At 37.1% G+C, this 12734-nt stretch carries 13 protein-coding genes and 1 riboswitch; of the genes, 4 read left to right on the top strand and 9 right to left on the bottom strand.

Going from position 1 to position 12734, the window contains the following annotated elements:
- Nucleotides 1-50 precede the first annotated feature (50 nt).
- The 4 genes from QUE18_RS00515 (at nucleotide 51) to QUE18_RS00500 (ending at nucleotide 3009) form a co-directional block, all read left to right on the top strand.
- Entirely contained in the window at nucleotides 51-488 is a 438-nt protein-coding gene (locus tag QUE18_RS00515) for a MerR family transcriptional regulator (RefSeq protein WP_009204727.1), read from the top strand.
- A gap of 67 nt (nucleotides 489-555) precedes the next feature.
- The gene (locus QUE18_RS00510; RefSeq protein WP_008392280.1) at nucleotides 556-1551 is read left to right on the top strand and encodes a TAXI family TRAP transporter solute-binding subunit; all 996 of its coding nucleotides are present in this window, start codon (nucleotides 556-558) and stop codon (nucleotides 1549-1551) included.
- Between the two features lie 18 nt (nucleotides 1552-1569).
- Nucleotides 1570-2757, top strand: a complete 1188-nt coding sequence (gltS, locus tag QUE18_RS00505) for a sodium/glutamate symporter (RefSeq protein WP_009204728.1) — start codon at nucleotides 1570-1572, stop codon at nucleotides 2755-2757.
- Nucleotides 2758-2778: 21 nt separating this feature from the next.
- Nucleotides 2779-3009 (top strand): hypothetical protein, encoded by a 231-nt coding sequence (locus QUE18_RS00500; protein WP_008392277.1) that lies wholly within the window; start codon nucleotides 2779-2781, stop codon nucleotides 3007-3009.
- Nucleotides 3010-3086: 77 nt separating this feature from the next.
- Here the strand turns inward: QUE18_RS00500 and QUE18_RS00495 are convergent, their stop codons facing one another.
- The 9 genes from QUE18_RS00495 to QUE18_RS00455 all read right to left on the bottom strand — a co-directional run bounded on the left by QUE18_RS00495 (nucleotide 3087) and on the right by QUE18_RS00455 (nucleotide 12720).
- Nucleotides 3087-4460 (bottom strand): MATE family efflux transporter, encoded by a 1374-nt coding sequence (locus QUE18_RS00495; RefSeq protein WP_015530605.1) that lies wholly within the window; start codon nucleotides 4458-4460, stop codon nucleotides 3087-3089.
- Nucleotides 4461-4464: 4 nt separating this feature from the next.
- Nucleotides 4465-4968 carry an NUDIX hydrolase gene (locus QUE18_RS00490; RefSeq protein ID WP_009204729.1) on the bottom strand — a complete coding sequence of 168 codons (504 nt, stop codon included), beginning with the start codon at nucleotides 4966-4968 and terminating at the stop codon, nucleotides 4465-4467.
- 757 nt (nucleotides 4969-5725) lie between these two features.
- Nucleotides 5726-6922 (bottom strand): chloride channel protein, encoded by a 1197-nt coding sequence (locus tag QUE18_RS00485; RefSeq protein WP_009203899.1) that lies wholly within the window; start codon nucleotides 6920-6922, stop codon nucleotides 5726-5728.
- Between the two features lie 63 nt (nucleotides 6923-6985).
- Nucleotides 6986-7059: riboswitch (Fluoride riboswitch) on the bottom strand.
- Nucleotides 7060-7101: 42 nt separating this feature from the next.
- On the bottom strand, nucleotides 7102-7461 hold the full coding sequence (locus QUE18_RS00480; protein WP_009203900.1) for a hypothetical protein: 360 nt from the start codon (nucleotides 7459-7461) through the stop codon (nucleotides 7102-7104).
- A gap of 336 nt (nucleotides 7462-7797) precedes the next feature.
- Nucleotides 7798-8880 (bottom strand): IS701 family transposase, encoded by a 1083-nt coding sequence (locus tag QUE18_RS00475; protein ID WP_463315489.1) that lies wholly within the window; start codon nucleotides 8878-8880, stop codon nucleotides 7798-7800.
- Nucleotides 8881-8976: 96 nt separating this feature from the next.
- A complete protein-coding gene (locus QUE18_RS00470; RefSeq protein ID WP_009203148.1) occupies nucleotides 8977-9819 on the bottom strand; it encodes an L-ribulose-5-phosphate 3-epimerase in 843 nt (280 codons plus the stop codon).
- The gene (locus QUE18_RS00465; RefSeq protein WP_009203149.1) at nucleotides 9803-10504 is read right to left on the bottom strand and encodes an L-ribulose-5-phosphate 4-epimerase; all 702 of its coding nucleotides are present in this window, start codon (nucleotides 10502-10504) and stop codon (nucleotides 9803-9805) included. The genes QUE18_RS00470 and QUE18_RS00465 overlap by 17 nt, the downstream gene beginning before the upstream one ends.
- 32 nt (nucleotides 10505-10536) lie before the next feature.
- Nucleotides 10537-11568, bottom strand: coding sequence for a hypothetical protein (locus QUE18_RS00460; RefSeq protein ID WP_009203150.1), 1032 nt, complete (start codon nucleotides 11566-11568; stop codon nucleotides 10537-10539).
- Nucleotides 11569-11658: 90 nt separating this feature from the next.
- Nucleotides 11659-12720 (bottom strand): PTS fructose transporter subunit IIC, encoded by a 1062-nt coding sequence (locus tag QUE18_RS00455; RefSeq protein ID WP_009203151.1) that lies wholly within the window; start codon nucleotides 12718-12720, stop codon nucleotides 11659-11661.
- Nucleotides 12721-12734 lie beyond the last annotated feature (14 nt).

The raw sequence follows: 12734 nt of genomic DNA, 5'->3' as shown, positions 1-12734 counted from the left end.
AACCTAAAGTTAACTTTAGGTCAAGAATATTTTTGAAAGAAGGTTTTTTTATGTACACAATCGGTCAAGTCTCTACAATGTTTGATCTTCCTGTTTCTACCTTAAGGTATTATGACAAGGAAGGATTTTTCCCTAATCTGGAACGTAAAGGAAACATCCGTTATTTTAGTGATAATGAATTGGAAGCGCTTCGTATTATTGAATGTCTGAAGAAATCCGGTCTTGAGATCAAAGATATAAAGCAATTTTTTCTCTGGGTATCTGAAGGCAGCGCAAGCTATGAAAAAAGGAAAGAATTATTTGAAACCAGAAAATCAGCTGTTGAAACTGAAATCCAAGAACTTCAAAAAACTCTTTCCCTCTTAAAATTCAAGTGCTGGTATTATGAAACAGCAATGAAAGATGGTAATGAAGATGCTATAAATGCCATGTTGCCTGATAAACTTCCTGAAAACATACAAAAACTATATAACGAAGGTCATGAATAATTTTTTTGCCCTAAAACTATTCGAAATAACAATTTAATGTTAAAATAAAGATAAGGAAAGGTAAAAAATGAGAGGTGATATTTTGAAAAAGAAACTTATGGTACTTTGTGCTGTCGCAATTATGATCAGTACATGCTTGACTGGGTGTAAGATGAATTCTGGAAAAATCCGCTTTGGTTCTGCTGGAATCGGTGGTACTTACCAGATTTTTGGTGATACTTTTGCCAACCTTATCTCATCTAAGAGTAAAAAATATAACATTGAAGTAAAAACAACTGCAGGTTCTGCTGCAAATCTTCGTCTGTTATCTAAAGATTACATTCAGATGGCTGTTGCCCAAATGGATTTGATCAATGATGCTTATAACCGCACTGGTATTTTTGAAAATGATAAGAAATATCAGGGATATCGTGCTGTTGCTTCCCTTTATACAGAAGCCTGTCAGATTGTGGTTCCTGCGGATTCAGACATTCAGTCTATGGATGATCTAGAAGGGAAAAAGGTCTGCATTGGTGAAGAAGAATCTGGAACTGAACAGAATGCGTTGCAGATTTTAAATGCTTATGGATTAAACGAAAGACTTGTTGATACTGTAAATCTGAATTATACAGATGCCGCCAAGAAATTAAAATCTGGCGATATTGATGCATTTTTCTGTACCGCAGGTGTTCAGACGACTGTGATCAATGAGCTGTCAAAACAGTGTAAGATTCGTCTGGTCAGTCTTGATCAAAAAGGGGTTTCTCGTCTGAAGAAATCTTATAAATTTTACACAGAATATACAATACCTGCAGGTACATATGTAAATCAGACTAAAGAAATTAAAACTGTTGGTGTCAAAGCTGTTCTTCTTGCAAGTGATAAACTTTCCGAAGATACTGTCAAAGACATTACACAGATTCTGTTTAAGAATCAACAGCAGATTCAGTATGCACTACCTGTAGATATTTCTCTTGATGAGACAACTGCCGTTGATGGTATCACGATTCCATTCCATGACGGTGCTGCTGCCTATTATAAACAACATGGAATCACAGTAAATACAGAGAAAGGAAGCAATTAACCGCTGCGGTGTAAATAAATGACAATACAACTAGATATGTATCAGACGATTGCGGTTGCCGTAGTCGTTTTGATGTTAGGAAACTTTTTAAAACATAGGATTGCGATCTTAGAACGATTTTGTATTCCTGCACCTGTGATCGGCGGTGTAATCTTTGCAATCTTTACCTGTGTATGTTATGTAACTGGATTTGCCGAATTTTCCTTTGATGATATTCTAAAAGAAGTCTGTATGGTATTCTTCTTTACATCTGTTGGATTTCAGGCAAACTTAAAAGTCTTAAAAAGTGGTGGAAAATCTTTGATCATTTTCCTGATCCTTGTGATCATGTTGATCATATGCCAGAACTTTCTTGCAGTCGGTCTGTCCAAAGCACTACAGATCAGTCCTTTGGTTGGACTCTGTACAGGTTCTATCCCTATGATCGGTGGTCATGGTACCGCTGGTGCATTTGGACCTGTTCTTGAAGACTTTGGTGTTAAAGGTGCCAGCACTTTATGTACAGCTGCTGCTACATTTGGATTGATCGCTGGAAGTATCATGGGCGGTCCCGTTGGAAAACGTCTGATTGAGAAGAAAAATCTTTTAAAGACTGCAATTCCTGAAGATAACAGCCTGTTAATTGAAGAAGAGAAAAAGCATGAACGTCACACAAGTATGTATCCAGCTGCCGTGTTCCAGCTGATCATCGCCATGGGGATCGGAACGATCATTTCCAAATTGCTTTCCATGACAGGTATGACATTCCCAATCTATATCGGTGCCATGATTGCTGCTGCATTTATGCGTAACATCGGCGAATATTCTGGACAATTTACAATTTATATGGGTGAGATCAATGATATTGGTGGTATCAGCCTATCTTTATTCTTAGGAATCGCCATGATCACTTTAAAATTATGGCAGCTTGCAGACCTTGCACTTCCACTGATCACATTACTTGCAGGACAAACTATTTTGATGTTCTTATTTACTTATTTTGTAATATTTAATATCATGGGAAGAGACTATGATGCCGCTGTATTATCTTCTGGCGTATGTGGTTTCGGAATGGGTGCCACGCCAAACGCCATGGCGAATATGCAGGCAATCTGTGAACGTTATGTCCCATCCGTCAAAGCTTACCTTCTGGTACCTTTGATCGGTAGTTTATTTGCAGACTTCTTAAATAGTCTGGTGATCACGTTCTTTATCAATTTTCTATAATCTAGAGGGAGACGATGAAAAATGTTTGGAAAAAGAAAAAAAAGACGCGAAGCAATCCGAAATAAGCTCCGTGAGAAATCAGAATATAAAATGAAAAGCGAAAATGTTGCAATACCCGAGATCCATACAAAAGATTTTGATGAGATTGAGGAACATATTGATGAAATAGAACAGGAAAAAGAAGAAAAACACTCTATTCTCTATGATAATGTAGCAATTCCTGAGGTTCATATTCATAAAAAGGAAAAATAGAATTCCGATATACAGGATTCCAACAAAAAATGGCAGTACATTCTTCCAGTTCTGGTTAATGTACTGCCTGTTTGTTATTATGCTTCTGCTCTCATTTTTGCATATAATTGTTTTCTCACAAAGTAATAACAGATCACCTGTAATACGATTGTTATGATCCAGGATGCTGGATATGATATAAATAAAATATCCAAAGATCTATGATTCGGGAAGATCCAGAAAATCCATACGATTCTTGTTCCTACTGTCCCAATGATCGAAAGGATCATTGGCACACCAGAACGCCCCATTCCACGAAGTGCTCCAGGAAACAGATCCATAAATCCACAGAGGAAATACGTAACCGTTGTATATAACAAGATTTCCATTCCACATTGAATTACTTTTGAATTACTTGTATAGATCGTCAAGAGTTTAGGACCAAAGAAATAAGCGCTGTTTCCCAAGATCATCATTGCAACAAATGATAAGATCAGACAGTCGATCAAGACACGATCCATTCGTTTCCATTTTCCAACACCATAGTTCTGACTGGTAAAACTCATGCAAGCCTGTGTCACTGCATTCACTGTAACATACAAAAATCCAAAAATATTATTTGCTGCCGTATATCCTGCCATTGCGATCGATCCAAAAGAATTCACTGATGACTGCAATAATACATTAGAAAAATTAATAACAGTGCTTTGAATTCCTGCTGGAATTCCCACCTGAAAAATCTGTTTTAAATATTCCTTTTGAATCTTTAATTTTGAAAAACGCAGTTGGTAACTTGTTTCTGATCGATACAGACATCGAAGCACAAGTATACTTGAAATCAGCTGTGAAATTACCGTTCCGATCGCAACTCCTGCAACGCCAAGATGAAAAATGATAACCAGACACATGTTAAGACCTGCATTTGCAATTCCAGCAACGATCAAATAAAACAGCGGACGTTTTGTATCTCCGACCGCTCTTAAAATGGATGCTCCATAATTATAAAGCATAAAAAACGGCATCCCCATAAAATAAATTCTCATGTAAAGAGTGGAAAGATTGATCACATCATCTGGTGTATCCATTAATTCTAATACTGGTTTTGCAAAGATCAATCCTACAAAGACCATAATAATTCCGCTGATCAGCGCCAGTGTGATTGCCGTATGAACGGTTTCAGACATTTCTTTATCTTTGCCCGCCGCATAAAATCTTGCGGATAAAACATTCGCTCCAAGGGATATTCCAATAAATAAATTGGTAAACATATTGATCAGGGCAGTGGTTGATCCAACCGCTGCAAGCGACTGGCTCCCACTAAATCTTCCAATAACTATAATATCCACTGCATTAAACATCAGCTGCAAAATTCCGGATAACATCAATGGTAACGAAAATGAGATCAGTTTATCCATAATCGTTCCATTGCACATATCAATTTCATATTTATTACGTTTTATTGTTGAACTCATTGCCTTACTCAAATACCTTTTTTATACTGTCATAGTGCAGGAAAATTCCTTCCTGTGCAAATACTTTGATCTCATCTATTGAGGCAAACATATAGCCGTCAATCTCTGCTTCCTGAAAGTTTACATCACTGTCATCGATATCTAATGTAAAACGATAAACATCTACAAAATAGTTATCTCCTTCTCCTGGATTCTCTCTCTTGTATGTAAACATATATCCGCCTTCAGCATCTTTAACATCCAGTCCTGTTTCTTCTTTCACTTCACGAAGAACCGCATCATAAGATGCTTCTCCTGCCTGTGCAGCACCACCAGACACTTCCCACCATCCTGGTGCCCATGCCTTTGTCATAACTCTCTTTGTGATCAAAAATTTGCCATCTGATCTTCTAATGACTCCAAGAACTGTCAGATGATATTCATCATCTTTTAATGTCCAGTCATTTCTCTTCATTGTACGGCCTGTCAGTTGTTTATTCTTATCGTAAATGTCCCATCTTTCTTCCATTTTTGCATTTCTCCTTGGGTGTGTTTCTTTATTAATCTTAACATTTTACGAAATTTATTGCAAATTGTGATTTGTAGTTTGAAGACGGAAATTATTGGTGGAATATTATAAAAAGAAATCATGTGTCTGCAACCCACTCGCGTTCGGACTCCCACGTAGCTGTACTAAGCTCCTGAATGGTCTAACGACCATCCACTCGCTAAGTGCAGACGTGTCCGTACGGTTGCCGACACATGATCTCTTTTTATAATATTCAAATAATTTACGTAATTCAAACCACTATACAGTGTGTATGTTAAACGGTATTGACTGATAAGTTTTGGATTCGTTGACAGAAGATGAAAGAGCTTAAACAGCACCGATTTGTTGGGATGTTTATGAAGCATAATAACATTACTTTCTGTCTGAAAGTTCCCTATTTTACAACCAATGCTGTCCTCCATACACACCCACTTAAATTTTTCAATCTTGTAATTGTCCACACTTTAGACTTTAGGTATATGATAAAAAATAAATAAACGATCGGAAGAGCAGCATTAGAATTTTGCCACGTTTTTTACGGATTCGCAGCCGGCTTGGTGCGTTGTTTGAGCCTCAAAGAGTACTGTTTTCAATACCTTTGAAGGCGAGTTACGCAAGGAAAGCCGGCGGATCAGCGATCTGTAAAAAACGTGAGGAAAATTCTCTAGCTGCTCTTCCGATCGTTTATTTATTTTTTATCATATACTCAAAATCTACAGTTGGCCAACTTACAAAATTAAAATTTTTCTTGTGCATAAATAGATATATTCCCATTCACCCCATAAGCAATCACACAGACAATAACAAACAGCACCATATCAGCTCCTCCAAACACTTCTAATCCAATCATGATCGGTGCGATCAGTGTATTTGTTGCGCTTCCAAAGACTGCTGCATATCCTAGTGCTGCACATAACATTGGTGGTAATCCAAGTAGACCTCCAAGGATCACTCCAAGAGATGTTCCAATCGAAAACAGTGGTGTAACTTCTCCACCCTGAAATCCAATTGCCAGTGTAAAAATCGTAAATAATAACTTTAGGAGCCAATCATAACTATAGATTGTCTGTCCTGCGAATCCTGCTGAGATTATATTTGTTCCAAGTCCACTATATCTTGATCCGTGAATAATAAACAATAATGCTGCTAATGGAATTGCCATAACTCCGATTCTTAAATACTGATTCATGATCGTTTCTCCCATGAATACTTTTAACTTACTTAATGAAAAAGAAAACAATCTTCCAGTCAGTCCAAATAAAATTCCAAGTATGATTACTGATATGATCGTTTTTGTACCAGTTAAATTTATGGTATTTTTAATCGCAACTGAAAATTTTTCTAACCCCAGGCTATGAGATGTAAATGCTGCTATATATGCAGACGCCAATGCTGGCAGTAGTGCTTCATAATCCATTTTCCCGATTACGATTACCTCGATTGCAAAGAATGTTGCACTTAATGGTGTCTGAAATAACCCTCCAAATCCTGCTGCCATACCGATGACTAACATTATTCTTCCATTCTCTGGGAAGTTTAATTTTCTTCCGAGTGCATGAGACAGGGTTGCTCCGATCTGAACTGCAACTCCTTCTCTGCCAGCACTTCCTCCGAATAGATGCGTTAACCATGTTCCGATCATTACTAATGGAATTAGTAGTAATGGGATGGCATCTGTTTTTTGCTGGCCAACTTCGAAAATGAGTTTCATTCCTTTTAGACTTAGTTTACTGAATACGTAATACATTGCTGTGATCACCAGCCCAGCAATTGGCAGGAATGGCAGTAAATATTGATAATGTATGGTCCTGAACTCTGAAATTGCGATCAGCACTCTTCCAAACAAGGCATCGATCGTACCTACAATAATTCCTACAACGATTGCCATGATGATATATTTTAGCAGTTGTATAATATAGTCTTTCTTTTGCATTTTCCTAAAATCCTTTCTTTTTTATATAATCCAAACATCAAAAAAGCTGATAACCCCTGTGTTCATTACACAGAAGTCATCAGCTTAATAAGCGGTTTCGAATCTCTTCGAGGGAGAACTTCATTCCCTTTCTCTTTTGTTAAGATAGCATATTTTTTATTTTGTGTCAATTTTGTAATTTATTCTAATATTTCTTTTACTTCTGATTCTTCAATATTGCATTTTTCTGCTATTTGTGCTATTGTACAACCTTTTTGTGATAATTGAAAAACTTTTTTAGTCAATTTAATTCCTCTTTTTTCTCCTTCCTTTATTCCTTCCTTTATTGCTGTCCTCATTCGACTCACTTCATCACTAACTGCCATTTCTTCCCTCAGATACAGATAGCGTTCTTTCTCATCCCGACTCATCTTATACATCTCTTGCTTCACCGCTTCTCTATACGGATTCCCACGAATTATCTCTTCAACTTGCTGCCAGTCTTTTGCTGTCTGTTTTTCTTCTTCTGTTGCTGATTCTATTTGTTTTAATTGTACCACATGAAATTGAAACTTACTACAATACTCTTCTTGATATCGATTTTGTATTTCGATATTAATTTTCTTTTTATTATTTAAACACCAGTTTACAACTTTATAAATGACAGACTTGTTGACAAATCAACTGTTTTAAAGCCTTTATCATAGTCTCTGATTTTATATGTGTTTCGATATTTTTCACGAAAGTGGCAAAAAATATCTGTTTACGGATTTCCTGACTTAATTCAAAACGAAACTCCTGTACACTTTTTGTACGGTATTTAGAAAAATATTTATCCTGATAAGGCAGGATCTTCATAGCACAGTAACTGATATTAATCAGGGTTACCAGCATTTCTATTCCCTTGCGACTCCGTACCATATAGTCGCAAAAAGACCAGAACGTTTTCTGTTCATAGTAGCCGATTTCGATCTTCCATCGAAAGGCATATAGTAACAGCGGATATAGTTTACTGGATCATGATCTGTCTGGTCAGAAGATGAGTGTTCCTCCTCCGTACAAAAGACCTTCAGATCTTCTGAAAAGATTGTGCTGAAAAATAGACGTTTTGTGCCGTTTCCTTTTTCAGTATCCGTGACATAAGCAAGAACTTCCCGGTCGCCAAAGATCTTTGTGAAAACCCGGCGGACACCTGTATAATAATCACCGATCTTTTCCTTGGAAAAAGTAAAATCTGTTTCAACGCAAAGCCGTTTTCCATGCTTGGCAGGACGTCCTCTGCGCCCAGTCCGTTCAGGAGCGAGATCATACATGACAGAATCAATCCTTGCATTGCCAATGAGATCAAGGTTTGGATATTCATCAATAATAGAGACCAGATTTTTCTTTGTATACCAGCTGTCACAGAGAATAATGACATGTTCTTTGCTGAGAAATTCAGGCATGACCTGACGGATCATGGAAGCTGCCAGTTCCAGTTTAGATTCTTTTTTCTGCCACATACGATAGCCATAGCCAAGAGGAACAGACAGGTAAGATATCTTATCATGATCCAAAACAGGCACGCATAGCATGATACTTACAAAACAGTGTCCATTGAGATAGTTGGAACCATTGTGTGCAGCATGATTGAACAGTTTTGAAACATTTTCAAATTTTTTGCCAGACTTGGATACCATGGTATCATCAACACATAGAAAAACCGGATGTGTTTTCAATGGATCGGGTATCAGCTTTAAAGCAGTACGGGCTGTAATATTCATAAAGTTTGAATAATCAACCTTTGCATAGGAACAGGCATAATAAAAAACATTCAATGATTTTTTTGTAATGCCAGATAAAAAATGGTGATACAAAAAGCGAATGGAATGTGCGGATTCCAATGCAAGTATTGAAAATATCAGTAGAAAAAGAGAATCTGCTGTAGATACAGAAAAAGTTTCAAAATAAATCAAAAAATATCGGCGAAGTCTACCCATCAGAGTTTTTTCGTTGTATGTGGTGTTATTTAAATAATACATACAAAAAAATGGAACTGTCTTATTACAATTCCATTTTTCAATAAATTTATTCTATTATGCCTGTTCCAGCTTATCTCTTAAGAAATCATTTGCATCTATAATTACCTGTTTCCAGTCATCATTTCCGACATACCAGAATTCTCCTACAAACATTCTGACTCCCAGTCTTTTTAAAGTCTTTATATTTCTTACAAACTCAGTATGTCCTGTTCCAAATGGGATTTCTCTATATTTTCCTGGAACTGTCTCTTTTAAATGTGTTGCAAAAATATGACCTTTTCCTGTCATTATGTCTTCATTCACATCTACATTATATAGAAGAGAAGCATTTTTCAGATTACCGATGTCTGGATATACTCCAAGATATGCCTGATCCACATCTTTTACATATGCCATAGCCTTTTCTACTGTATCCATAAAAGGTGTTTCCATTGTTTCAAATCCTAGCAATACCCCCTGCTTTGCTGCCATGATCGCAGCCTCTTTCAGATTCATCTTAAAATAATCTCTTGTTTGAAAATCGCCTTCTTCATAATATACATCATACCCGGCAAGCTGTATGACTCGTACTCCTAATCTTGCTGCCAGACAAATGGCTTTCTCCATGATTTCCATTCCTCGTTCCCTAATCTTTGGATCATGTGAGCCTAATGGATATTTTCGATGACCACTTAAGCAAATAGATTTTATAGGAACTCCTGTTTTTTCGATTGCCTTTTCTATTTCATCCACTGACTGGTCAAGTCTTGCAAGCTTTTCTTCTGTCTCATCAATGCTCATTTCCAGATAATCAAAACCTGCTTCTTTTACCACTTTCAGTTTTTCTTCCCATGAAAGTGTGTTAGGCATACTTTTCTCATAAAGTCCCAGATAATATTCTTTATTTTGATTGACCATAATACGCCCCCGGACCATGTTTACGGTTAAAATGTTTCTCTAATAATGTCTGCTGCATTGACCCAATTTCTGGATTTTTGACCAGCATCGCAATTGCGTTCATTTTTGCACATTCCTCTAAAACAACCGCATTATGAACTGCATTAAATCCATCACTTCCCCATGTAAATGGTCCATGACTATGTACTAAAGCTCCTGGTACTCTCTCTGGATCAATTTCTCTTTTTTGGAATTCCTCTACAATCACTTTTCCTGTCTCTAATTCATAGCTTCCCTTTATTTCTTCATCTGTCATGAATCTGGTACATGGAATTGCTCCATCAAAATAGTCTGCCTGCGTCGTCCCTAACGCAATAATATCTTTTCCTGCCTGTGCAAAACCAGTTGCCCATGTGGAATGTGTATGTACAACACCGCCAATTCCTGGCCAGTTTCGATAAAATTCCAAATGTGTATCTACATCAGAACTTGGTCTTAATTCTCCCTCAAGAATATTTCCTTCAAGATCTACAAGAACAATATCTTCCGCTGTCATCTTGCTGTATTCTACTCCACTTGGTTTAATTGCAACAATTTCTTTTTCCCGGTCAATCTCTGATACATTTCCCCATGTAAATGTAACTAATCCATGCTGTGGTAATAATAAATTTGCCTCTAATACTTTCTGTTTTAATTCTTCTAACATAAAATCCCTCGCTTATTAAATGTATTCAGGTTTTATTCTGTTACAAAGTATACAGCTGCTTCATTTGCTGTGTGATTTGCTGCTACAATGATATCTCTGTCTTTTTCGTTAACTACACACAGATTTGCAGGACCTACTCCTTTTTCTATCATTGTGACTTTATATTCTCCATCTTCATAAGTAACAGCAAATAATTCACAATCTTTTCTTCTTACGCCACATACAAATGCATTCTGTCCAGCTAATTTTGTTCCAACAAGGGCATGTGCAAAATCGATTTCATTATCGTACTTCCAGACTTTTGTATATTTTCCATCAATCTTTTTATAAATCTGAATCGTATCTCCATGAAATTCTTCGATTGTCATGATCTCATCTTCACCGTCATTATCAATATCAATCGTTGCTATTTCTCCGATATGCCCTTCCATGATCAGTTCTGTCTTCCACTGGCCTCCTCGTTTCTCTGGTGCACTGACACGAAGGATTCCCTGATCACTTCCAAAATATCCGACATCTTTTCCACCTTTTTTTGTCTGCCAAAATCCATGATTTCTATATAATCCATCTACTAAAATTTCAAGTTCTACACCTTTTGATGGATCTTCTGGTAATTCTGCAACGTAAATACGTCCCGGTACACTCCAGTCATTCTTTTCTTTTTTGGATGTTGCAACCGTTGCTGCGATCAGATAATTAATTCCGTTCGCATGAAAAATACCAAAACGATGCACATATGGAATAGATACTACATCTTTAAATTTCCATTCTCCATCCTCATATTTTCCCCATACGATCTTAGCTAAAGATGGTGTTACTTTTAAATAAAATTCCTGTACTGCAAGAAATTCCTTCTCTTTTCCTGGAATTGGAACGATTGACATACATCCACCTGGTATTGTCCAGACATTTTGTTTCTTTTCGAAATCTTTTCCATAATACATGTTGCAGGCAACTTCTGGATCTTCACTTGCAAGTAGTACATGATTTTCTCCATCAAAGGAAATATTGCTTGCACAGTAGCATCTTTTCATCTCATCTAAATATTTTTTCTCAATTTTCATGGTTTTTTCTCCTTTTTTGGGTATAAGAAAAGCTGCATAATGCAGCTTCTCTATTCTTCTATAAAATACGTTTTACTGCGAATTGTCTGATTATCCAATTTCAATATCAAAATCATCTTTCAATTCTTCATCTTCATGTACTGTTTCAACTGGACGCGCTGGTTTTGTTACAGAAACAATTACCGCTGTAACCATAGCTCCGATCAACCATGCTGCAATCCATAACATTGGATTACTTGCCAGTGGAACCGAGAAGATTCCACCATGCAGTACAGGAACTGTTACTCCCCAAGTTAAGATTAATCCATGAGCAACACCTGAACCAATTGTTACCGCCGGAATGACTCGTTTCGGATCATTAAAGGCAAATGGTAATGCACCCTCTGTTACCTGACACAATGACATTGCGATCGCAACTTTTGCATCTTCTCTTTCTTGTTCTGTATATTTTTTAGGAGTTAATACCAGTGCTGAAATTGCCATACCCATTGGAGGTGCCATAGCCGCCGCATTTTTTCCGGCTGCAGGTCCCCAGATTCCAGAGGCTGCGAATGCACTGACAACAGAGAAACAAATTTTATTCACAGGACCTCCCATATCAAATCCGGTCATACATCCTAAGATAAATCCTAATAAGAATTTTGATCCCGTGTTCATATTCATAAAGAAGTCAATAGCTGCCTGTGTTAATGCTGCAAGAGGCGGTCCAAAGACAAACATGATCAACAGCGTCGCTATAATTCCGGATATTACCGGATAAATAACGATCGGATACATTGATTTCAAAGCTTTTGAATCTGGGAAATGTTCCTGCATCCATAAGATCATAATACCAATTAAGATTCCACAAATTAATGCTCCAAGGAAACTGGCTTTTACCTGTGTTGACAAATATCCTGCTACTACACCTGGTGCAATTCCTGGTTTACCACAGATAGAGTAAGCAATTCCTGCACAAAGTACGGACATCATTAATGCAAATGCTGCATTTCCTGCCTGTAAGAATGCATATCCAATAGTTCCTGCTGTATCAACATTTCCTGCCAGACGAGCAAGTGCTGTACAAAATCCACCGATAACGATAACAGGGATCATATAAGAGATACCACTCATACAATGCTGCTTTAAGTTTTTTAATACGTCTTTTAACATATCTTCTCTCCTTT

It is taken from the genome of Anaerostipes hadrus ATCC 29173 = JCM 17467, from assembly GCF_030296915.1.
GTDB lineage: Bacteria > Bacillota > Clostridia > Lachnospirales > Lachnospiraceae > Anaerostipes > Anaerostipes hadrus.
This window is presented reverse-complemented; position numbering and strand designations above follow the sequence as displayed.

Excerpts from the sequence above, each read along its gene's own strand:
- QUE18_RS00515 (WP_009204727.1), top strand. The coding sequence starts at position 51 with ATGTACACAATCGGTCAAGTCTCTACAATGTTTGATCTTCCTGTTTCT.
- QUE18_RS00510 (WP_008392280.1), top strand. The coding sequence starts at position 556 with ATGAGAGGTGATATTTTGAAAAAGAAACTTATGGTACTTTGTGCTGTC.
- gltS (WP_009204728.1), top strand. The coding sequence starts at position 1,570 with ATGACAATACAACTAGATATGTATCAGACGATTGCGGTTGCCGTAGTC.
- QUE18_RS00500 (WP_008392277.1), top strand. The coding sequence starts at position 2,779 with ATGTTTGGAAAAAGAAAAAAAAGACGCGAAGCAATCCGAAATAAGCTC.
- QUE18_RS00495 (WP_015530605.1), bottom strand. The coding sequence starts at position 4,460 with ATGAGTTCAACAATAAAACGTAATAAATATGAAATTGATATGTGCAAT.
- QUE18_RS00490 (WP_009204729.1), bottom strand. The coding sequence starts at position 4,968 with ATGGAAGAAAGATGGGACATTTACGATAAGAATAAACAACTGACAGGC.
- QUE18_RS00485 (WP_009203899.1), bottom strand. The coding sequence starts at position 6,922 with ATGCAAAAGAAAGACTATATTATACAACTGCTAAAATATATCATCATG.
- QUE18_RS00475 (WP_463315489.1), bottom strand. The coding sequence starts at position 8,880 with ATGGGTAGACTTCGCCGATATTTTTTGATTTATTTTGAAACTTTTTCT.
- QUE18_RS00470 (WP_009203148.1), bottom strand. The coding sequence starts at position 9,819 with ATGGTCAATCAAAATAAAGAATATTATCTGGGACTTTATGAGAAAAGT.
- QUE18_RS00465 (WP_009203149.1), bottom strand. The coding sequence starts at position 10,504 with ATGTTAGAAGAATTAAAACAGAAAGTATTAGAGGCAAATTTATTATTA.
- QUE18_RS00460 (WP_009203150.1), bottom strand. The coding sequence starts at position 11,568 with ATGAAAATTGAGAAAAAATATTTAGATGAGATGAAAAGATGCTACTGT.
- QUE18_RS00455 (WP_009203151.1), bottom strand. The coding sequence starts at position 12,720 with ATGTTAAAAGACGTATTAAAAAACTTAAAGCAGCATTGTATGAGTGGT.